The organism is Comamonas terrigena NBRC 13299 (assembly GCF_006740045.1).
GTDB classification, from domain to species: domain Bacteria; phylum Pseudomonadota; class Gammaproteobacteria; order Burkholderiales; family Burkholderiaceae_C; genus Comamonas; species Comamonas terrigena.
On record NZ_AP019749.1, the window covers coordinates 1,315,148 to 1,335,838 of the forward strand.

Annotated in this window: 17 protein-coding genes; 14 read left to right on the forward strand and 3 right to left on the reverse strand. The window is 65.8% G+C overall.

Features of this window, described 5'->3' with window-relative positions:
• Positions 1-172 precede the first annotated feature (172 nt).
• Positions 173-1,909, forward strand: a complete 1,737-nt coding sequence (locus CT3_RS06060) for a thiamine pyrophosphate-binding protein (protein WP_066539139.1) — start codon at positions 173-175, stop codon at positions 1,907-1,909.
• Between the two features lie 64 nt (positions 1,910-1,973).
• Here CT3_RS06060 and bfr read toward each other — a convergent pair whose 3' ends face one another.
• The gene (gene bfr, locus CT3_RS06065; RefSeq protein ID WP_066539137.1) at positions 1,974-2,450 is read right to left on the reverse strand and encodes a bacterioferritin; all 477 of its coding nucleotides are present in this window, start codon (positions 2,448-2,450) and stop codon (positions 1,974-1,976) included.
• A gap of 286 nt (positions 2,451-2,736) precedes the next feature.
• On the opposite strand from bfr, the gene ahpC reads away from it, so the two are divergent.
• The 9 genes from ahpC (at position 2,737) to CT3_RS06110 (ending at position 13,115) form a co-directional block, all read left to right on the forward strand.
• Complete coding sequence (ahpC, locus tag CT3_RS06070; protein WP_066539131.1) at positions 2,737-3,300, forward strand: alkyl hydroperoxide reductase subunit C; 564 nt, start codon at positions 2,737-2,739, stop codon at positions 3,298-3,300.
• A 98-nt stretch (positions 3,301-3,398) separates the two neighbouring features.
• Positions 3,399-4,955: an alkyl hydroperoxide reductase subunit F gene (gene ahpF, locus CT3_RS06075; protein ID WP_066539130.1), complete on the forward strand. Its 1,557-nt coding sequence runs from the start codon at positions 3,399-3,401 to the stop codon at positions 4,953-4,955.
• A gap of 249 nt (positions 4,956-5,204) precedes the next feature.
• Entirely contained in the window at positions 5,205-6,086 is an 882-nt protein-coding gene (locus tag CT3_RS06080; RefSeq protein WP_225608764.1) for an alpha/beta hydrolase, read from the forward strand.
• 324 nt (positions 6,087-6,410) lie between these two features.
• Complete coding sequence (locus tag CT3_RS06085) at positions 6,411-8,609, forward strand: TonB-dependent hemoglobin/transferrin/lactoferrin family receptor (RefSeq protein WP_066539129.1); 2,199 nt, start codon at positions 6,411-6,413, stop codon at positions 8,607-8,609.
• A 72-nt stretch (positions 8,610-8,681) separates the two neighbouring features.
• The gene (locus CT3_RS06090; RefSeq protein ID WP_066539128.1) at positions 8,682-9,113 is read left to right on the forward strand and encodes a hypothetical protein; all 432 of its coding nucleotides are present in this window, start codon (positions 8,682-8,684) and stop codon (positions 9,111-9,113) included.
• Entirely contained in the window at positions 9,110-10,210 is a 1,101-nt protein-coding gene (locus CT3_RS06095) for a hemin-degrading factor (RefSeq protein ID WP_066539126.1), read from the forward strand. The genes CT3_RS06090 and CT3_RS06095 overlap by 4 nt, the downstream gene beginning before the upstream one ends.
• Complete coding sequence (locus tag CT3_RS06100) at positions 10,210-11,106, forward strand: heme/hemin ABC transporter substrate-binding protein (protein WP_370510817.1); 897 nt, start codon at positions 10,210-10,212, stop codon at positions 11,104-11,106. The genes CT3_RS06095 and CT3_RS06100 overlap by 1 nt, the downstream gene beginning before the upstream one ends.
• 12 nt (positions 11,107-11,118) lie before the next feature.
• Entirely contained in the window at positions 11,119-12,222 is a 1,104-nt protein-coding gene (locus CT3_RS06105; RefSeq protein ID WP_066539511.1) for a FecCD family ABC transporter permease, read from the forward strand.
• Positions 12,219-13,115 carry a heme ABC transporter ATP-binding protein gene (locus CT3_RS06110; protein ID WP_227657861.1) on the forward strand — a complete coding sequence of 299 codons (897 nt, stop codon included), beginning with the start codon at positions 12,219-12,221 and terminating at the stop codon, positions 13,113-13,115. Before CT3_RS06105 ends, CT3_RS06110 begins: the two co-directional genes overlap by 4 nt.
• A gap of 247 nt (positions 13,116-13,362) precedes the next feature.
• On the opposite strand, the gene CT3_RS06115 is transcribed toward CT3_RS06110, so the two are convergent.
• Positions 13,363-13,629 (reverse strand): DUF2798 domain-containing protein, encoded by a 267-nt coding sequence (locus CT3_RS06115; RefSeq protein ID WP_066539124.1) that lies wholly within the window; start codon positions 13,627-13,629, stop codon positions 13,363-13,365.
• A gap of 159 nt (positions 13,630-13,788) precedes the next feature.
• Here CT3_RS06115 and CT3_RS06120 point away from each other — a divergent pair, with 159 nt between their 5' ends.
• Entirely contained in the window at positions 13,789-14,745 is a 957-nt protein-coding gene (locus tag CT3_RS06120; RefSeq protein WP_066539122.1) for a LysR family transcriptional regulator, read from the forward strand.
• 1 nt (position 14,746) lies between these two features.
• Here CT3_RS06120 and ppsR read toward each other — a convergent pair whose 3' ends face one another.
• Positions 14,747-15,571: a posphoenolpyruvate synthetase regulatory kinase/phosphorylase PpsR gene (gene ppsR, locus CT3_RS06125; RefSeq protein ID WP_066539119.1), complete on the reverse strand. Its 825-nt coding sequence runs from the start codon at positions 15,569-15,571 to the stop codon at positions 14,747-14,749.
• A gap of 218 nt (positions 15,572-15,789) precedes the next feature.
• On the opposite strand from ppsR, the gene ppsA reads away from it, so the two are divergent.
• The 3 genes from ppsA to CT3_RS06140 are packed head-to-tail and all read left to right on the forward strand — an operon-like array spanning position 15,790 to position 20,619.
• Entirely contained in the window at positions 15,790-18,180 is a 2,391-nt protein-coding gene (gene ppsA / locus CT3_RS06130) for a phosphoenolpyruvate synthase (protein ID WP_066539113.1), read from the forward strand.
• 23 nt (positions 18,181-18,203) lie between these two features.
• Entirely contained in the window at positions 18,204-18,527 is a 324-nt protein-coding gene (locus tag CT3_RS06135) for a DUF4212 domain-containing protein (protein WP_066539111.1), read from the forward strand.
• The gene (locus CT3_RS06140; RefSeq protein ID WP_066539504.1) at positions 18,511-20,619 is read left to right on the forward strand and encodes a VC_2705 family sodium/solute symporter; all 2,109 of its coding nucleotides are present in this window, start codon (positions 18,511-18,513) and stop codon (positions 20,617-20,619) included. Before CT3_RS06135 ends, CT3_RS06140 begins: the two co-directional genes overlap by 17 nt.
• Positions 20,620-20,691 lie beyond the last annotated feature (72 nt).

A 20,691-nucleotide genomic window follows, 5' to 3' on the forward strand; every position in this document is an offset into this window, starting at 1 on the left:
GGGACCTTGTCGGCTGTGCGACAGGCAAGCAGGGTGTGCTGCGGGTTCCACCAACTGTCTGCTCTCCCATCCTTCGCATAATCACGGGGCCGCTGGTGCAGCCCCATGCGGGGTGCGACTCCCCGTCGGCTGCCCTCCCGTTTTCTCCCCCTGACACAGAAAGAGACAAGCCATGCCTTCCACCACCCCACCACGCAGCGCAGGCCACCTGATCGTCGAATGCCTGATCGCCCAGGGCGTGGACATGGCCTTTGGCGTGCCCGGCGAAAGCTATCTGGATGTGCTCGATGGCCTGCATGCCCACCGCGACCGCATCCGTTTCATCACCTGCCGCCAGGAGGGCGGAGCCTCCTTCATGGCGGATGCCTACGGCAAGCTCACTGGCAAGCCCGGGGTGCTGATGGTCACGCGCGGTCCGGGGGCGACGAACGCCTCCATCGGCATCCACACGGCGTTCCAGGATTCCACACCCATGGTGGTGCTGATTGGTGACGTGGGCAGTGATATGCGTGACCGCGAAGCTTTCCAGGAAGTGGATTTCGGCACCTTCTTCGGCCCTGGCACGCGTGGCATGGCCAAGCGGGTGGAACGCATCGACGATGCCCGCCGCATTCCCGAATACATCGCCCGTGCGTTCACCACGGCCCTGCAAGGTCGCCCTGGTCCCGTGGTGCTGGTGCTGCCCGAAGACATGCTGACCCAGGTGGTCTCCGGCGAGGCCCTGCCCGCCGCCCCCGCGGTGCACCAGGACATCGGCGCACAGGGCGCTGAGGAATTGCGTGCGCTGCTGCTGAAGGCCAAACAACCGTTTGTGATCGCTGGCGGACCGGGCTGGACGCCGCTGGCCGCGCAAGACCTGCAGGCCTTTGCGGAGCGCTGGCAGTTGCCGGTGGGCAATGCCTTCCGTTTCCAGGACACTTTCGACAACCACCACCCGCTGTACGCCGGCGATGTGGGCATTGCCATCAACCCGGCGCTGGCCCAGCGCATCAAGCAGGCGGATCTGCTGATCACCATCGGTGCGCGCCTGGGCGAGATGACGACCAGCGGCTACACCCTGCTGCAGTCGCCGCGCCCGGTGCAGCAGCTGGTGCACATCCACCCCAGTGCCGAGGAACTGGGCCGTGTCTTCCGCGCCGATCTGCCGCTGTGCGCCACCATGCCTGCGGCAGCCCGGGCGCTGGCGGCACTGGACGCTCCGGCCAGTGTGCCCTGGGCCGCCTGGACGGCGGCAGCCCATGCCGACTACGAAGCCAATCTGCAGCCCCAGCCGCTGGCGGGGCTGGATGTGGCCAAGGACGGCGCCATCGACATGCCGGCCATCATTGCCACGCTGCAGCGCCTGCTGCCGCAGGACACAGCCATCACCAATGGCGCGGGCAACTTTGCCAGCTGGGTGCACCGCTATTTCCGCTTTCATGGCTGGAGCAAGGGCCACAAGACCCAGCTGGCGCCCACCAGCGGCGCCATGGGCTATGGCGTGCCGGCCGGGATTGCGGCCAATCTGATCACCGGGCGCACGGCGTTCACCATCGCGGGAGACGGCGACTTCCTGATGAATGGCCAGGAGCTGGCGACGGCACTGCAGCATGGCGGCAAAAGCATCATCGTGCTGCTGAACAATGGCATCTACGGCACCATCCGCATGCACCAGGAGCGTGAGTACCCCGGCCATGTCAGCGGCTCCACGCTGGGCAATCCGGACTTCTGTGCGCTGGCCCAGGCCTACGGCTATGCGGCCGAGCGGGTGGAACGTACGGCCGACTTCGAAGCCGCACTGCAACGCGCGCTGGCGGCACCCACGGGCACGCTGATCGAGATTCCGCTCAGCCCGGAAGTCATCACCACCCGCGCCACCTTGTCCACCATCCGGGAAAACGCGCTGCACAACCAGAAGGCGCATGGCTGAGCCATTCGGCGGCGCATGAAAAAACGGGCCCTACAGGGCCCGTTTTGCATGGAAAGCAGGAGCTTCAGTCCGCTTCGCTCATCTGCGACTGCAGATAGTTCTGGACGCCCACCTTTTCGATCAGGTCCAGCTGGGTTTCGAGGAAGTCGATGTGCTCCTCGGTGTCTTCCAGGATCTCTTGCAGCAGATCGCGCGAGACATAGTCCTGCACGCTTTCGCAGGCGGCAATGCCTTCCTTGATGGTCTGCTGGGCGGCCTGTTCCAGGCGCAGGTCGCAGGTCAGGGATTCAGGCACGTCTTCACCGATCTGCAGCTTGCCCAGGTCCTGCAGGTTGGGCAGACCGTCCAGCATGAAGATGCGGTCCATCAGCACGTCGGCGTGTTTCATCTCGCTGATGGATTCCTTGTATTCCACCTTGGCCAGCTTGTCGAAACCCCAGTGCTTGAACATGCGGTAGTGTACGAAGTACTGGTTGATGGCGGTGAGTTCGTTTTTGAGTTGTGCCTGGAGGCAGGCAATGACTTGTGTGTCGCCTTGCATGTGGGGGCTCCTTCCTGTCGCTGTTGTGGGGCGATTGTCCTGTATGACAACGCACTTGACATCTTTGCCCCCAATAATGGGGATGGGCTGCGTTTGATGCTGAATCGCGTTTGCATTCGGTGTCTGCACAGCGGTCTGCCGATGGCTATCGATACGGTAGTTTTTGATAGTCATACTCAATCAATATGATCGAGTCAATCGATTGAGTTTATCGGTTGCTTGTCCTACACTTGACCCAGTGCTTAGTTCAAGCAGTACCTCCGATTCACTGAAAGGAAACAACACAATGTCCGTGCTCAACAGCAAGATCAAGCCCTTCACCGCACAAGCCTACAAGGGCGGCAAGTTCATCGAAGTGACCGAAAAGGACGTCCTGGGCAAGTGGGCCGTGTTCTTCTTCTACCCCGCCGACTTCACCTTCGTGTGCCCCACCGAACTGGGTGACGTGGCCGACCACTACGCTGAACTGCAGAAGCTGGGCGTGGAAGTCTATTCCGTCTCCACCGACACCCACTTCGTGCACAAGGCATGGCACGACACGTCGGACACCATCGCCAAGATCCAGTACACCATGCTGGGCGACCCCACCTGGCAAATCAGCCAGAACTTCGACTGCCTGCGCGAAGGCGAAGGCCTGGCAGACCGTGCCACCTTCATCATTGACCCCCAAGGCGTGATCCAGGCCATGGAAATCACCGCCGAAGGCATCGGCCGCGACGCAGAAGACCTGCTGCGCAAGGTCAAGGCTGCCCAGTACGTGGCGGCCCACCCCGGTGAAGTCTGCCCCGCCAAGTGGAAGGAAGGCGAAGCTACCCTGGCTCCTTCCCTGGACCTGGTCGGCAAGATCTAAGCCTTTGCCCGCAGAAAAAAGCCCGGGCCTGACCGGGCTTTTTTTCCATCAAGCAAAAGCAGGCTATCGAAATAAATAATTAATAGGATTTGACTAATATGCTGGACGCCAACCTCAAAACCCAACTCAAGGCCTATCTGGAGCGCTTGCAAAAGCCGCTCGAGATCGTCGCAACCCTGGATGACAGCAAGGCCGCCGGTGAAGTCAAGTCTCTGTTGGCCGATCTGGTGGCGCTGAGCGACAAGATCACCGTGGTCGAAAACAACGATCTGGCGGTGCGCAAGCCTTCGTTTGCCATCAACAACCCCGGCGTGGAAACCGGTGTGCGCTTTGCCGGCGTGCCCCTGGGCCATGAATTCACGTCCTTCGTGCTGGCCCTGCTGCACGTGGGCGGCCACCCCTCCAAGGAATCGGCGGATCTGCTGGAGCAGATCAAGGCCATCAATGTGCCGCTGCACTTCGAGACCTACTACTCGCTGTCCTGCCACAACTGCCCGGACGTGGTGCAGGCGCTGAACCTGATGTCGGCGCTGAACCCCCAGATCACGCACACCGCCATCGACGGCGGCCTGTTCCAGGACGAGGTCAAGGAACGCGAAGTGATGGGCGTGCCCACCGTGTTCGTCAACGGTGAACGCTTTGGCCAGGGCCGCATGGAACTGGCAGAGATCGTTGCCAAGGTGGACACCGGTGCGGTGGCCCGTGCGGCGGCCCAGATTTCCGCCAAGGACGCGTTCGACGTGCTGGTGGTGGGCGCAGGCCCTGCCGGCGCAGCGGCGGCCATCTACGCCGCCCGCAAGGGCATTCGCACCGGCATCGCTGCCGAGCGCGTGGGTGGTCAGGTGCTGGACACGGTGGACATCGAGAACTTCATCTCGGTGAGCAAGACCGACGGTCCCAAGCTGGCGGCGGCGCTGGAAGCCCACATCCGTGACTACGAAGTGGACATCATGAGCCAGCAGCGTGCGGCCAAGCTGATTCCGGCAGCCACCGAAGGCGGCCTGATCGAGGTGCAGACCGAATCCGGTGCCAGCCTGAAGGCCAAGACCGTGATCCTGTCCACCGGTGCCCGCTGGCGCAATATGAACGTGCCCGGTGAAGAGCAGTACCGCACCAAGGGTGTGACGTTCTGCCCGCACTGCGACGGCCCGCTGTTCAAGGGCAAGGATGTGGCCGTGATTGGCGGTGGCAACTCCGGCGTGGAAGCCGCCATCGACCTGGCCGGTATCGTCAAGAGCGTCACGGTGCTGGAATTTGCCGCCGAGCTGAAGGCCGATGCCGTGCTGCAAAAGAAGCTGGCTTCGCTGCCCAATGTGACGGTGATCCTGAACGCCCAGACCACCGAGGTGAACGGCGACGGCAAGAAGGTCACCGGCATCACCTACAAGGACCGCACCACCGATGAAATCAAGTCGGTGGCGCTGGAAGGCATCTTTGTGCAGATCGGTCTGCTGCCCAATACCGACTGGCTCAAGGGCACGGTGAACCTGACGCGCTTTGGCGAGATCGAGATCAATGCCAAGGGCGAGACCAATGTGCCTGGCGTGCTGGCGGCCGGTGACTGCACCAACGTGCCGTACAAGCAGATCATCATTGCCGCAGGTGCCGGTGCCACGGCTGCGCTGTCGGCTTTCGATCACCTGATCCGCCATTGAGGGCTGGGGCCTGGGGGTGAAGGCCGGGCCATCCGCTGCGGTCTGCACCCACCACAGGCCCCACAGTAGCTACTGCCAGGGCGGCCGCGTTGCTGCGATTGCCCACCAAAGGACTGCTTCGGCAGTCCTTTGGTCTTTCTGGCGCCCGCAGCTGCCAGGGCGCTGCCGCGCAGATTGCCTTGCGGTGACCCTGCAGGCTATGCTGGCCGTGCAGCAGGGGGCGGCCCTTGTGCAATGCAGGAGTCGGCCATGCGCAAGTCGCAATGTGAAAGTGCAGCGGGCCTGTGGGCGCGTGCGGTGGTGTGGGCCGGGATGGCCTTGGGGGCGGTCTTGGCCCAGGCACACGCCGCAGAGGCGGAGCGGCCGCCTGCCGCAACGGCTGTCACTGCGGCACCGGCTGCAGCGTTGACTGCCCCCGCATCCGGGACCGTCTGGTCGCTGCCCACCCGTGACGGTGTGCGCACCACCGTGTACTGGGAAGTGGCACCGAATGCCTGGGCCACGGTGCTGCTGTTTCCGGGGGGCGTGGGCGGTTTTGGCAAGCTGGAGCAGAACCAGCCCAGCAGCAACAATTTTCTGGTGCGCTCGGCAGACGAATTCCGGGAGCAGGGCCTGAACGTGGCCATCTTCGGCCGGGCGAATGGGCAGGAGCTGGCGCCCCAGGACCGCATGGGCGCCGAGCATCTGCAGGACATTCGCCAGGTGCTGCAGGCCGTGCGTACCCACAGCAGCCTGCCGGTGTGGCTGGTGGGTACCAGCCGGGGCACGACATCGGTGGCGGCCGCTGCCAGCCGCATGCAGGATGCCGGGCTGGCCGGTGTGGTGCTGACGTCCAGCATCGTGGCCCCGGCGGAGCCGGGCGCGCTGCCCAGCCTGGATCTGGCGGCCATCCGTGTGCCGGTGCTGCTGGTGCAGCATGCCAGGGATGCCTGTCCCCTGTGCACGCCCAGCGCCATGCCGGGGGTGCTGGCGCGCTTCACCCAGGCGCCGGTCAAACAGCTGCAATTGGTCGATGGCGGCGCCCACCCCACGGGCGGCGTGTGCCATGCCTTGCACTGGCATGGCTTCATCGGCATGGAGCACATGGCCGTGCAGCGCATCACGCAATGGATGCGCCAGCCACAACCCTGAGAGCCCTGGACCGGGCGCTGCGAGCGCACAAGCGTCCGCCGCCCATCACTTTTGCCCGTGCAGTGGCATGGGCATCAAGCCCCATGCGTGCCGTGGTCTGGCCGCAGGCATGTCCTTGCCGGGCACTGCGATCCACCCCTCCAGACCACTGGTGCAGAAAACACACACCCTGCCGGTGTACGTCATGTTAATGAGAATTGTTCTCATATAATTGAAGGATTGCCAGCCACCCCAAGCCGTTCGCTTTGCTGAACTCTCGGCCCAGGTTCGCCAGCCCCAAACCCTTTGGTGCAGTACCAGAACTTCAGGAAGAGAGAACAAGCTATGACCCAGCTGTGGGCAGGAATGCGTCCGGTGGCCCAAGCGGCCGTGTTGGCCTGTGTGTGGGGAGGGTCTGCCATGGCCGCCGATGCGCCCGCGGCGGCATTGCCCGAAACCACGGTGGCCGCCCCGGCCCAGCAGGCCGATGCACTGGACCCGGCGCAGACCCCGTATGCCACCGAGCTGCTGAACCGTGCGGAGATGGAGCGCCAGCAGGTGCTGGACATCCGCGATGCCACCCGTGACATGGTCAACGTGGAAGTACCGCGCCAGCCAGCGCGGGGGACCGGCATTTCGGGCACCACAGGGCGCGAAGGCAATACCGGCTTCGAGATTCGCGGCCTGGGCGGCAACCGCGTGCAGATGCTGGTGGACGGTATTCCCCAGCCCGAGGCCGACAGCTTCATGAACAGCCACAGCTTTGGCCGCGACTATGTGGATCCGCTGACGCTGTCGTCCATCGAAGTGCACAAGGGCGTATCGCCCGTGTCCATGCCGGCCGGCGGCATTGCCGGTGCGGTCAATCTGCGCACGCTGTCGCCCTCGGACCTGCTGCTGGATGGCAAGACGCTGGCTGGCCGAGCGCTGCTGGGCTGGCGCAGCGAAAGCCAGGGGCTGACCGCCGGCGCCGTGCTGGCGGGCAAGGCCTCGGACCAGCTGCAGTGGCTGTTTGCGCTCAACGGCGACTGGAGCGACGAGACCGAAACCATGGGCCGCGTGGGGGGCACAGGCCTCAAGCGCACCCGGGCCAATCCCGAGGACATCCGCCGCAACTCGGTACTGGCCAAGCTGGTCTACCAGCCCAATGCCGACCAGAGCCATATGCTCACGGTCGAGCGCCGCAGCCAGAGCACGTATGTCAACAACCTGCATGATTTTGCCAGCGGCACGACCAAGAGCCACACCGACGACAACGAGAGCACGCGCAACCGCGTCTCGCTCAAGTCCGACTTCCGCCTGAATGCGGCCGCAGCCGATCTGTTGACGGGTTATCTCGCCTGGCAGGACAGCAGTTCCACCCAGAAGCTGGATGTGGATACCACCACCCAGGGCCTGCGCGTGCGCGACCACAGCTATGACGAACGCATGCTGCAGGCCGGTCTGCAGGCGCGCAAGCAACTGGGCCGCCATGCGCTGCACTACGGCCTGGATGTGAACCGCCTGGACAACGAAACCAAGAGCCTGTCCACCGACCGAGGCGTGACTACGGCCGTGCCCAAGGGGCCGGACACCACCACCACGCGCTGGGGGGCTTTTGTGCAGGACAGCATCGAGCTGGGCCGCTTCACCCTCAAGCCGGGCCTGCGTTACGAATCGGTGGACGTGGATGCCGATGCCGGCAGCATCAGCATGGGCGCCTCGGGGGCCACGGCCGTGTCCAAACGCTTTGATGCCTGGCTGCCGCAGCTGGGCGGTCAGATGCGCATGGGCGGTGGCGTGCAGCTGTTTGCCAACTATGCGCGGGGCTTTCGTGCCCCCACGGCTGGCGAGCTGAACAACTTCTTCGGCAACATCACACCGTTCTACGGTTACTACATCCTGCCCAACCCGAATCTGAAGGCCGAAACCAGCAACAACCTCGACCTGGGCATACGCGACGCCGAAGGCGCCTTCCAGTGGGAGGCTGCGGCCTTCTACGGCAAGTACCGCAATTTCATTGAGCGCTATGCCAATGCGGGCTCCGTAGGCACTTCCCCGGTGGTCACCTTGCAGCAGTCGCGCAACCAGGCCCGGGCAACGATCAAGGGGATCGAGCTCAAGGCCAGGGCGGAGCTGGGTCAGTCCTGGGGCGGTGTCTGGAATCTGCGCGGTGGCTACGGCTACACCAAGGGCACGGGCGCAGATGGCCAGGGTCTGGAAAGCATCTCGCCCTGGCAGGTCAAGCTGGGCGTAGGCCAGAAGGCCGCGCACTGGAACTGGGAGCTGGCGGCCACGCACCACGCTGCGAAGAAGCAAAGCGATGTGTCCACCAGCAGCAGTGCGCTGTTCATGACGCCGTCCTTCACCGTGCTGGATCTGACCACGCAGGTAGAACTGCGCAAAGGCCTGCGCCTGAACCTGGGCCTGTTCAACCTGACGGACCGCAAGTACTGGAACTGGTCGGATGTGCGCGGTGTGACCACGGCCACCGAGCGCGCCGCCATCGACGCCTACAGCCAGCCGGGCCGCAATGTGCGTGTCTCGCTGGTCGCCGACTTCTAAAACCACAACCGCCTGGGCCAGTGCTTGCTGCACTGGCCCAGGCTTTTTTGACGAAGCACCACTGGAGCCAGCATGTCGCACAACGCCCACTCGCATTCGCACCCCGAGACCGCCAGCGCCAACCACGATGAGGAATACCTGCTTTCCGAACAGGAAGCGGTGCTGGCCGCCACGCTGGCCCTGATGACCGGCTTCGCCCATGGCTGCTGCCCGGCGCACAAGGGGCCCATTGCCGCCAAGGTGGCCGACCAGCTCAGTGCCCTGGTGCACAGCATGCAGGGGCCGCAGCTGTCCTGCGACATGCAGGCGCTGCTGCTGCGCTTGCGCACCCGCTGGACGGCGGCGGCCGCCCATTACGCCGAAGCCCACCTCAACGAAATGCGCCGCGACCTGCGCAGCCAGGCCGATGCGGCGGCGGCTGCCGCCATGCACATGCCCGCTGCCGCCAGCCCCACCCAGACCCCGGACGTGCTGTGGCACGCCCCTTTGGAGACTTTGCAATGAATAACGCCACGATGGAACACCTGAATACTTCTTTCCCGGCCAACCCCGCTACGGTGCGCGAAGGCTTTGCGACCCAGCGCGCTGCCGGCCTGCGTGCCAAGGACGCTGCCGAGACCCTGGGCCTGAGCGAAGGCGCGGTGGTACAGGCCCACACCGGTGCCCATGACCGGTCGCTGCAATCCACACCGCTGGTCGGCGGCCAATGGCTGGCCATCCTGCAGGCGCTGGAAGCCTGCGGCCCGGTGATGGCGCTGACGCGCAACGAAACCGTGGTGCACGAAAAGGACGGCATCTACCGCAATCTGACGCAGGAGGGCCCGATCGGCCTGTGCGTCAACCCCGACATCGACCTGCGCCTGTTCTTCATGCACTGGCATGCCGGCTATGCGGTCACCGAACCCGGGCGCGGCGGTGTGCTGGCCCACAGCCTGCAGTTCTTCGACAGCGCGGGTGTGGCGGTGCACAAGGTCTATGCAAGGCCCGCCAGCGACCTGGATGCCTGGAATGCCCTTGTGGCACGCTTTGCCGACGCCGGTGCGCAGCACACCTTCCAGCCGCGCGCCGCGCAGCCGGCGGTGGCGCCCGACAGCAGCATCGACGTGACGGGCCTGCGCACGGCCTGGGCCGCCATGCAGGACACGCACGAGTTCTTCGGCATGCTCAAGAAATTCGGCAGCGAACGCCAGCAGAGCTTTCGCCTGACGCAAGGTGAATTCTGCGAGCCCCTGGCCACCGGTGTGGTGACCGAGCTGCTGCAGCGCGCTGCTGCCGCGTCCACGCCCATCATGGTGTTTGCGGGCAGCAAAGGCTGCATCCAGATCCATTCCGGCCCGGTGAACAACATCAAGCCCCTGGCCACACCCGGTGCGGCCCAGTGGATCAATGTGCTGGATGCCGGCTTCAATCTGCATGTGCGCACCGACCGCGTGGTCAGTGCCTGGCTGGTGCGCAAGCCCACGAGCGACGGCGTGGTGACGTCGGTGGAAGTGTTCGACGACACCGGCGAGGTGGTGGCCATGTTCTTCGGGGTGCGCAAGCCGGGACAGCCCGAGCTGACCGCCTGGCGCGACCTGGCCGAAACCCTGGAGCGCCTGTGATGAAGGGGTGTGCACGCAGAGCCGCGCTGCAGCGGCTGGCGGCGGTCGCCGCCATGGGCTGGACCGGGGCTGCCAGCTGGGCCCAGCCTGCTACGCCCAAAGCGGCTGCGGCTGCCGGTGCGTCGCGGCGCATCATCAGCCTGGGGGGCGCCGTCACCGAGGCGGTGTACGCCCTGGGCGCCGAAAACATGCTGGTGGCCACCGACACCACCAGCCTCTACCCGGACGCCGCCACGCGCACGCCCAAGGTGGGCTATCTGCGCCAGTTGTCGGCCGAAGGTGTGCTGTCGCTGCGACCCGATGCCGTGATCGGTGCGGGGGAAGCCGGCCCGGCCATCGTGCTGGACCAACTGCGCGCCGCCGGCGTGCAGGTGGAGACCGTGCAGGCCACGCACGACTGGGCCGAAGTCATGGCCAAGCTGCGCATGGCGGGCCGCGCCACCGGCAAGCAGGCCGAGGCCGAAGCCCTGGCCCAGCAGCTGCAGCAGCAGTGGCAGGCGGTGCAGGCCGACGTGGCCCGCGCCCGCAGCAAGCCGCGTGCGCTGTTCATCCTGGCGCACAGCGGCACGCCCCAGGTGGCGGGCAGCGGCACGGCAGCCCATGCGCTGCTGACCATGGCGGGCGCTTCGAATGCGGTGCAGGCATTCAAAGGCTACCGTGCGCTGACGGCCGAGGCCATGGCGGCCGTCGCGCCCCAGCTGATCGTGACCACCACGCAGGGCCTGGAGGCCATGGGCGGGATCGACGCTTTCTGGAAGCGTCCCGAACTGGCACTGACGCCGGCCTATGGCCGGCGCGCCCTGGTGGCCATGGAGGCCAACCACCTGCTGGGCTTTGGCCCGCGTCTGCCGTCGGCAGTGCGCCAGTTGCATGAACAGATGCAGCGGGTGGTGTAAATGGCGGTGCAGATGAGTGCCGTGCCGGCTCCGCGCCGTGCCAGTGCCTGGCGCCGGCCCTGGCGGCTGTCCAACGGGCGGCTGGCGCCGGCGACGGCCCTGGGCACCATGGCGCTGCTGGCCCTGCTGGTGCTGCTGTGGGCCAGCGCCCAAGGGGCCTACGCGATTGCGCCGACGCAGCTGCTGCAGGTGCTGGGCCAGGGGGTGACCGGGCAAGGGGGCCAGCAAGGGGCTGGGGCGCAGGAGCTGGTGTTTCTGCACATCCGCCTGCCGCGCTTGCTGCTGGGCGTGGTGGCCGGGGCCGGTCTGGGTCTGGCGGGCGCCCTGATGCAGGGCTTGTTCCGCAATCCGCTGGCGGACCCGGGTCTGATTGGCGTGAGCAGCGGTGCCGCCCTGGCGGCGGCTTTCACCATTGTGCTGGGTCAGGCCTGGCTGCCGGGCCTGCAGGTCGGCCTGGGCAGCTGGGCGCTGGCGCTGGCCGCGTTTGCGGGCGGCATGGGCGTGACGGTGCTGATCTACCTGCTGGCCCAGACCCAGGGCGGTACGCGCGTGGGACTGATGCTGCTGGCCGGCATTGCCGTCAATGCGCTGGCGGGGGCCGGGCTGGGCTATCTGAGCTATGTGTCCAGCGACGAACAGCTGCGCAATCTGCAGCTGTGGCTGATGGGCAGCCTGGGCCAGTCGCGCTGGTCCACGGTCGTTCTGGTGGGCAGCGTGGTGCTGGTGTGCAACGCCGCCGCGTTGCGGCTGGCGCGGCCGCTGAATGCACTGGCCCTGGGCGAGGCGCAGGCCCAGTTGCTGGGTGTGCCGGTGGAGCGCTGCAAGCGCTGGATCGTGGTGGTCACCGCGCTGGCCGTGGGGGCCGTGACATCGGCCACCGGCATCATCGGCTTCATCGGTCTGGTGGCGCCGCATGGTGTGCGCCTGATTGCCGGGCCGGACCACCGGGTGGTGCTGCCGTGCTCGGCCTTGCTGGGCGCTGCGCTGGTGGTGGGGGCGGATGCGCTGGCACGTACCGTGGTGCAGCCGGCGGAGATGCCGCTGGGCGTGCTGACGGCATTCATCGGCGTGCCGCTGTTTTTGTGGATGCTGCGGCAATTCAGGAGCGGGCTGTGACAGTGGTGACGACCGGGGAACACGGCCCGGTGCAGGGCATGGACGACGGCAGCCTGCACTGCCAGGACATTCGGCTGACCGCATACCGCCAGGGCCCGCTGCTGGCCCGGGTGGACGCGCAGCTGCGGCCCAGCCGGGTGACGGCCATCCTGGGGCCGAACGGCGCGGGCAAGTCCACCTTGCTGGCGGCGCTGTGCGGTACGCAGTCGCCGCGCCAGGGGCAGGTGTTGTGGGATGGTGCGCCGCTGGCCCAGCTACCCGCTGCCCAGCGCGCGCGGCGCATGGCAGTGATGCACCAGGACACGCAGCTGGCGTTTGCCTTCACCGTGCAGGAGGTGGTGGAAATGGGGCGTTACCCCCACCGCCAGCACCCCGCGCCGGACGAGGCGGCCATCGTGCAGCACTGCATGCAGGCCACCGGCGTGGCGGGCCTGGCGCAGCGCGCGCTGGCCTCGCTGTCGGGCGGGGAGCGTGCCCGGGTGCAGCTGGCGCGGGCGCTGGCGCAGATCCCGCCGGAGGGGCAGGCGCAGTCCGGCAGCCGCTGGCTGCTGCTGGATGAACCCACGGCCGCGCTGGACCTGCAGCACCAGCACCATGCCATGGCCCTGGTGCGCGAGCGCTCCAGCTGCGATGGCCTGGGCGTGATCGTGGTGCTGCACGACCTGAACCTGGCGCTGCGCTATGCCGACGAGGTGCTGCTGCTGCCCGGTCAGGGCGAGGCGGCGCTGCTGGGGCCGGTGCATGCCGTGCTGACCTTGCCGACCATCGCCCGCGTATGGCGCATTCACGGTGAGATGCAGACTGCGCGCGACGGTACGCCCCAGTTCATCGCCGGTGCGCACTGCGCGCAGTTGCCAGGGATGGATGCGCCGGTGGCATTAGGCGCTGTGTGAGGGAATGGACCGCGAAAAGGCCGCCCAAGCCTTGCGGCTGCGCTTGGGTAGCGCTGGAAGCAGGCGGGAATGCCAGCAGGGGAGCCAGGGCGTGCGGTCCCGGGCGTCTTCCGGCCCCGGCCTGGTGACCAGGGGTCTGGCCCGCCGAAGATCGGGGTGTTGAGGCCAAACTGTCTCCCTGGGCCGGCCCAGGGGCGTGGGTGGATACCAACGGCAGAACACATGCAGCGCTGACGCCCGCAGCGGTTTACAGATCGACGGTGGCTGCCACCAGGCGGACCACCAGCGGGCGCACCAGCAGCACGCAGCCAAAGGCGATGGGCATGGCAAACACATAGGCGCCGAGCACGCGCTGCACATAGCCATCGCTCAGGCCGCTGTTGATGCCGACGATGGCCGCGCACATCAGCATGGCCATGATGGCCGACATGTAAAAGGCAAACACCACAGGGGCGTAGGGGCGGGGGAGCTTGCGGCGGGCGCGTGCGGCGGGGGGCGAGGTTGGAGGGGTCATCAAAGTCGGAAATGCAATCGGTAAGGGGAGGGGCCACAACCATGGGGGTCATGGGCGAAGGGGGACTTTACGCAGCGCCGGCAGGCAGCGGTAGATGCGGCCAGCTTGCTAGACTCATAAGATAAATTTACGAATCCAAAAAACCATCGCTTACCAAACATGCCGAATCTGCGCGCCATCGAAACCTTCGTCAAAGCGCTGGAAGGGGGCTCCATCGCCTCGGCTGCCCGCCAGCTGGGCATGACGCCGGCCGCAGCCAGTCAGAACATTGCGCGGCTGGAGCGCGAGCTGGGCGTGCGGCTGTTGACCCGCACGACCCGGCAGATTGCGTTGACCGAAGCGGGAGAGCGCTACCTGGCGCGTGTGGCGCCGGTGCTGGGCGAGCTGGAAAAAGCCCAGTCCGATCTGTCGCTGCTGCACGGCGAGTTGCAGGGCCGGCTGCGCATTGCCTGCATGGCCGCCTTTGGCCGCCATGTACTGGCACCGCTGCTGCCGGCCTTTGCCGCGCGCCATCCCAAGCTGGCGCTGGAGCTGCTGAATGTGGACCGGCAGGTGGATGTGCTCAAAGAGGATGTGGACGTCAGCTTGCGCTACCGCGATGTGCTGGAGCCGGGCATGGCGGTGCGGCATCTGGTGGCGGTGCCACGCAGGCTGTATGCCGCACCGGCCTATCTGCAGGCCCACGGCGTGCCGCGCACGGCGGAGGATTTGCTGCAGCACCGCTGCCTGCTGTACCGGCGGGAGGTGGATGGGCGGCTGATGCGCTGGCCTTTCAGCAGTGGCGGCCAGCGCGCCGATCCGCCGCTGCATATTGCGGCCATCGCCAATGACATCGATGTGCTGGTGGCGATGGCGGAGGCCGGCGCCGGCATCACCTGGGCCGGCTTCTTTCTGGTGCATGAGCAGGTGCGCCAGGGCCGGCTGGTGCATCTTCCCATGCCCGAAGCCCGGCCCGGGGACCCCGGCCTGCAGTTCGAGGAGGAACCGCTGGACTTTTTCTCCTGCTTTCGCGACCGACAGTATGTGCCGGCCAAGGTCCGGGCGCTGGTGGACTATCTGCTTGAAGCCCTGCCGGTGCTTCCCCAGCTGCAGTTGCCGCCGGCGCCGGATCAGTAGATCAGTAGTGGCCCAGGCGCTCGGGCAGCACTTCCTGCAGGATGGTGGTGGCGATCTCCTCGATCGACTTGGTGGTGGTGGACAGCCACTTGATGCCGCTGCGGCGCATCATGGCTTCGGCTTCGGCCACTTCATGGCGGCAGTTTTCGAGGCTGGCGTACTTGGAGTCCGGACGGCGTTCGTTGCGGATAGACGACAGACGGCCCGGATCAATGGTCAGGCCGAACAGCTTCTTGCGCTGGGGTTCCAGTGCCGGGGGCAGCTGGCGGCGGTCGAAGTCTTCGGGGATCAGCGGGTAGTTGCCCACTTTCAGACCGAACTGCATGGCCAGATAGAGGCTGGTCGGGGTCTTGCCGGAGCGGCTCACGCCCACCAGGATCACATCGGCGCCGGCCAGATCGCGGTTGCTCTGGCCGTCATCGTGGGCCAGCGTGTAGTTAATGGCCTCCATGCGGTCAAAGTATTCCTTGCTGTGGCTCACGTCCGAGAAGCGGCCCACGCGGTGCATGGACTTCTCGCCCAGTTCGTCTTCCAGCGGCTGGACAAAGGTGCCGAACATGTCCAGCAGCATGCCCTTGCAGCTGCTCTGGATCACCTGCTGCACCTCGGGGTGGACCACGGTGGTGAAGACGATGGGCTTCTTGCCCTCGATCTCGGCGGTGTGGTTGATCTGACGGACGGCCTGGTGGGCCTTGTCTGCCGTATCCACAAACGGAATGCGCACCAGGCGCGGCTTGACGTTGAACTGCGTCATCAAGGCCGAGCCAAAGGTTTCGGCCGTGATGCCGGTGCCGTCCGAGACGACAAAAATGGTGCGCGTATGCATGGGCAGCTAACAGTGGTCAAAAAATGAACAGCCCGCCATTGCCATGGACTTTGCGCGGCAGGCCTACAATGGCGCCCATTATTCCCAATTTCATCCCCACACAAGCAGAACGCCAACATCCAGAACACCTAAGTGTGTTCTGCCAGATGTGGGGGGATGGCTGCAGGCCTGAAAAGCAGGGCCTGGGCTGAGCCGGTTTTTTAACTTTGGAGCTTCCCATGTCTGAACGTTTTGAGGCGACCGCGCTGGTCGTTCCGTTCGAAAACCTGCGCATGAGCGACGTTGAAGTCGTCGGCGGCAAGAACGCCTCGCTGGGCGAGATGATTTCCCAGCTGCCCCAGGGCGTGCGCGTGCCTACCGGCTTCGCCACCACGGCCCACGCCTTCCGCAACTTCCTGGCCTATGAAGGCCTGGCCGACAAGATTTCCGCCAAGCTGGCCGCTCTGGATGTGGACGATGTCCGCGCCCTGGCCGCCGTGGGCGCCGAAATCCGCGCCCTGGTCGAGAACCAACCCTTCCCGGCCGATCTGGAAGCCGCCATCCGCGCCGCTTTCATCACGCTGCAAGGCGGCAACGAAGCCGCTTCGTTCGCTGTGCGTTCCTCTGCCACGGCAGAAGACCTGCCCGATGCATCGTTTGCCGGTCAGCAAGAAACCTTCCTGAACGTGATGGGCATCGAAGACGTGCTGCACAAGATGAAGGAAGTGTTCGCGTCGCTGTACAACGACCGCGCCATCTCCTACCGCGTGCACAAGGGCTTTGCCCACGACGTGGTGGCACTTTCCGCCGGCGTGCAACGCATGGTGCGCTCCGACCTGGGCGCTGCCGGTGTGATGTTCACCATCGACACCGAATCCGGCTTTGAAGAAGTGGTGTTCATCACTTCCAGCTATGGCCTGGGCGAAACCGTGGTGCAAGGCGCCGTGAACCCCGACGAGTTCTACGTGCACAAGCCCATGCTCCAGGCCGGCAAGAACGCGCTGATCCGCCGCAATCTGGGCTCCAAGCTGATCCAGATGGTGTTCTCTTCCGCTGAAGAGAAGGCCGCGTCCGGCAAGCTGGTCAAGACCACCGATGTGGCCACCGAGCTGCGCAACCGCTACTCGCTGACCGACGCCGACGTGCAGGAACTGGCCAAGTACGCGCTGGTGATCGAGCAGCACTACGGCCGTCCCATGGACATCGAGTGGGGCAAGGACGGTACCGACGGCAAGCTGTACATCCTGCAGGCCCGTCCCGAGACCGTGAAGAGCCAGGCCAAGGGCCAGGCCGAGCTGCGCTACAAGCTCAAGGGTACCGGTACGGTGCTGGCCGAAGGCCGCGCCATCGGTCAGAAGATCGGTACCGGCCCGGTGCGTCTGGTGTCCGACATCTCGCAGATGGATCAGGTGCAGGCCGGTGACGTGCTGGTGACCGACATGACCGACCCCAACTGGGAGCCGGTGATGAAGAAGGCCGCCGCCATCGTCACCAACCGCGGTGGCCGTACCTGCCACGCCGCCATCATTGCGCGTGAACTGGGTATCCCTGCCGTGGTGGGCTGCGGTGACGCCACCGAGCTGCTGAAGAACGGCACCCTGGTGACCGTGTCCTGCGCCGAAGGCGATACCGGCAAGATCTATGACGGCCTGATCGAGACGGAAGTGACCGAAGTCACCCGTGGCGCCATGCCCGAGATCAAGACCAAGATCATGATGAACGTGGGCAACCCCCAGCTGGCCTTCGACTTTGCCCAGCTGCCCAACGAAGGCGTGGGTCTGGCCCGCCTGGAATTCATCATCAACAACAACATCGGTGTGCACCCCAAGGCCATCCTGGACTACCCCGCGGTGGACTCCGACCTGAAGAAGGCCGTGGAATCCGTGGCCCGTGGCCATGCATCGCCCCGTGCCTTCTATGTGGACAAGGTGGCCGAAGGCGTGGCCACGATCGCTGCGGCTTTCTACCCCAAGCCCGTGATCGTGCGCATGTCGGACTTCAAGTCCAACGAGTACCGCAAGCTGATCGGTGGCAGCCGCTACGAACCCGAGGAAGAAAACCCGATGTTGGGCTTCCGCGGTGCTGCGCGCTACATCTCGGCCGATTTCGGCGAAGCCTTCCGCATGGAATGCGAAGCCCTGCGCCGTGTGCGTGAAGACATGGGCCTGACCAATGTCAAGGTCATGATCCCCTTCGTGCGCACGCTGGGCCAGGCCAAGCGCGTGACCGAGCTGCTGGCGGAAAACGGCCTGAAGCGCGGCGAGAACGGCCTGCAGCTGATCATGATGTGTGAAGTGCCCTCGAACGCCATCCTGGCCGACGAGTTCCTGGAATACTTCGACGGCTTCTCGATCGGCTCCAACGACCTGACCCAGCTGACCCTGGGTCTGGACCGCGATTCCGGTCTGGAACTGCTGGCTGCCGACTTCGACGAGCGCGACCCCGCCGTCAAGAAGATGCTGGAGCGCGCCATCCAGGCCTGCCTGGCACAGAACAAGTACGTGGGCATCTGCGGCCAGGGCCCTTCGGACCACCCCGACTTCGCCAAGTGGCTGGCGGACCAGGGCATTGCCTCCATCTCGCTGAACCCTGACAGCGTGGTGGCAACTTGGCAACGTCTGGCAAGCTGAGGCTTGCACAGCACAGGTGCTTTGTGAATCGGGACGATCTTCCGCATGAAGCACCGGTCGCCGGCGGGGGCACTTTTGCCCCCGACCTGCACGATATCCACCACCTGTGGCTCAAGGCATTGTTGCTGGCGGTCTGGGTGGTGGTGTCGTTTGGGGCCTGCTTCTACGCGCGCGAGTTGCAGGCCTGGGCCGAAGGCTGGCCGCTGGGGTATTGGATGGCCGCCCAAGGGGCAGTCCTGATGTTCATTGTCCTGGTGCTCGTTTACTGTGTCGCCATGGATCAGTTTGAACGCAATGACGCTGCGCGCCGCCGCGCCCAGGCGGCACGCCATGGCCGGCCCCAGTAATTCCGACTTCGCCTCCACCACCATTCCCTCCAGCTATCTTTGGCGCCTGCACCGCATGCTGGCGCTGTATGTGCTGGGGGTGCTGGCATTTCTGGGCACCATGGTCTGGGCCGAGGAGCAGGGCCTGGCACGGCACTGGATCGGCCCCATCTTCCTGTTCACCACGGTGATGGTGTACGCGGGCATCGGCGTCTACGCCCGCACCAGCAACCCGGAAGACTATTACGTGGCCGGGCGGCGCATTCCGCCCATGTACAACGGCATGGCGGCTGCGGCCGACTGGATGAGTGCCGCCTCCTTCATCAGCCTGTCGGGTGCGCTGTACCTGCAGGGCTTTGGCGGGACCCCGGGGCAACCCGGCGGCCTGGCCTATCTGCTGGGCTGGACGGGCGGCTTTTGCCTGGTGGCCATGCTGATTGCCCCCCATCTGCGCGCCATGCGGCTGTACACGGTGCCGGACTTCTTCCAGGTGCGTTTTGGCGGGCGCTGGCCGCGCATTCTGGCGGCGCTGGCCACTGTGGTCTGCTCCTTCACCTATGTGGTGGCGCAGATCTATGGTGTGGGCCTGATTGCGTCGCGGCTGACGGGGGTGCAGTTCGAGATCGGCATCATGCTGGGCCTGGGTGGGGTGCTGCTGTGCTCCTTTCTGGGCGGCATGCGGGCCATCACCTGGACCCAGGTGGCGCAGTATGTGGTGATCTTGCTGGCGTTCCTGATTCCGGTGTCCTGGCTGGCCTACAAGCAGCTGGGCAACCCGGTGGCGGCCGTCGCCTACGGCGCACAGTTGGGCAAGATTGCGGTGCTGGAAGAGCAGTTGCTGGAATCGTCGGCCGAGCAGGAGGTGCAGGATGCCTACCTGCGCCGTGCCGAGTTGCTGCAGCGCAAGCTGGCGGCGCTGCCCCAGTCGCTGGATCTGGAGCGCGCGCAGCTGGCGGAACGCCTGCGCATTCTGCGGGCCGAGCGCGGGGAGTTGAGCGACATCGTGATGGCCAGCCGCGAGTACGCCGCCTTGCCGCGCGATGCGGACCAGGCCCGGGAGCGCTGGACGCGGGAGGTGGCGGAGAACCTGGAACGCGCCAAGCCGCTGGGCGGCCTGCCGCGGCACAGCCAGCCGTTCACCGGCGACCCGGACGGCACGCCGGCGCAGCAGGCGGAATACCAGGATGCACGCATCAACTTTCTGGCCCTGATGTTCTGTCTGATGGTGGGTACGGCCGGCCTGCCGCATCTGCTGACCCGCTACTACACGGCGCCGTCGGTGTCGGGAGCACGCACCTCGGTGGCGTGGACCCTGTTTTTTATCGGTCTGCTGTACCTGACGGCGCCGGCGCTGGCGGCGCTGGTGAAGTACGAGGTGATGAACAACCTGGTGGGCGTGCGGTTCGATGAATTGCCGGCCTGGATGGGGCAATGGGCGCGGGTGGACGCATCGCTGCTGTCGGTGGAAGACATGAATGGCGATGGCCGCGTGCAGTTTGGCGAAATCCGTCTGGGTGCGGATCTGATCATGCTGGCCACGCCGGAGATTGCGGGACTGCCGTTTGTTGTGTCGGGGCTGGTGGCCGCCGGGGGGCTGGCGGCGGCGCTGTCCACGGCCGACGGCTTGCTGCTGGCCATCAGCAATGCGCTGGTGCGGGACCTGTATTTCCATGCCCGGCCGCGGCGCATGGTGCCGGAGCAGCGGGTGATCCTGTCCAAGTTCGCGCTGCTGGCGGTAGCGCTGGCGGCGGCGTTTGTGGCTGGCCGGCGTTCTTCGGACATCCTGCCCATGGTGACGGCCTCGTTCTCGCTGGCCGCCTCGGCCTTTGTGCCGGTGATGGTGCTGGGCATTTTCTGGCGCGGCACCACCCGCCAGGGCGCCTTGGCAGGCATGCTGGGCGGGCTGGTGGTGGCGCTGTACTACATGCTTTCGCACGCGTCGCTGGTGAAGGCGTGGCTGCCCCATGTGCTGCTGGCTGATGGGCTGTGGTTCGGCATCCAGCCCGTCTCGGCCGGGGTGTTCGGCGTGCCGGCCGGGCTGCTGCTGGCATGGGGTGTGAGTTGGCTGACGCGTACCCGCGCACCCGTACCGCGCCCCTACGGACCCTTGTGAGACGGCGCGGGTGGGCCGGTGGTCGGAACTGCCGGCACGCGGGATTTGATGTGCCGCAACACCTGCTGCATT

Excerpts from the sequence above, each read along its gene's own strand:
- CT3_RS06085 (WP_066539129.1), top strand. The coding sequence starts at position 6,411 with ATGACCCAGCTGTGGGCAGGAATGCGTCCGGTGGCCCAAGCGGCCGTG.
- CT3_RS06140 (WP_066539504.1), top strand. The coding sequence starts at position 18,511 with ATGGCCGGCCCCAGTAATTCCGACTTCGCCTCCACCACCATTCCCTCC.
- ppsR (WP_066539119.1), bottom strand. The coding sequence starts at position 15,571 with ATGCATACGCGCACCATTTTTGTCGTCTCGGACGGCACCGGCATCACG.
- ahpF (WP_066539130.1), top strand. The coding sequence starts at position 3,399 with ATGCTGGACGCCAACCTCAAAACCCAACTCAAGGCCTATCTGGAGCGC.
- CT3_RS06090 (WP_066539128.1), top strand. The coding sequence starts at position 8,682 with ATGTCGCACAACGCCCACTCGCATTCGCACCCCGAGACCGCCAGCGCC.
- ahpC (WP_066539131.1), top strand. The coding sequence starts at position 2,737 with ATGTCCGTGCTCAACAGCAAGATCAAGCCCTTCACCGCACAAGCCTAC.
- CT3_RS06095 (WP_066539126.1), top strand. The coding sequence starts at position 9,110 with ATGAATAACGCCACGATGGAACACCTGAATACTTCTTTCCCGGCCAAC.
- bfr (WP_066539137.1), bottom strand. The coding sequence starts at position 2,450 with ATGCAAGGCGACACACAAGTCATTGCCTGCCTCCAGGCACAACTCAAA.
- CT3_RS06105 (WP_066539511.1), top strand. The coding sequence starts at position 11,119 with ATGAGTGCCGTGCCGGCTCCGCGCCGTGCCAGTGCCTGGCGCCGGCCC.
- CT3_RS06120 (WP_066539122.1), top strand. The coding sequence starts at position 13,789 with ATGCCGAATCTGCGCGCCATCGAAACCTTCGTCAAAGCGCTGGAAGGG.
- CT3_RS06060 (WP_066539139.1), top strand. The coding sequence starts at position 173 with ATGCCTTCCACCACCCCACCACGCAGCGCAGGCCACCTGATCGTCGAA.
- CT3_RS06115 (WP_066539124.1), bottom strand. The coding sequence starts at position 13,629 with ATGACCCCTCCAACCTCGCCCCCCGCCGCACGCGCCCGCCGCAAGCTC.
- CT3_RS06100 (WP_370510817.1), top strand. The coding sequence starts at position 10,210 with ATGAAGGGGTGTGCACGCAGAGCCGCGCTGCAGCGGCTGGCGGCGGTC.
- CT3_RS06080 (WP_225608764.1), top strand. The coding sequence starts at position 5,205 with ATGCGCAAGTCGCAATGTGAAAGTGCAGCGGGCCTGTGGGCGCGTGCG.
- ppsA (WP_066539113.1), top strand. The coding sequence starts at position 15,790 with ATGTCTGAACGTTTTGAGGCGACCGCGCTGGTCGTTCCGTTCGAAAAC.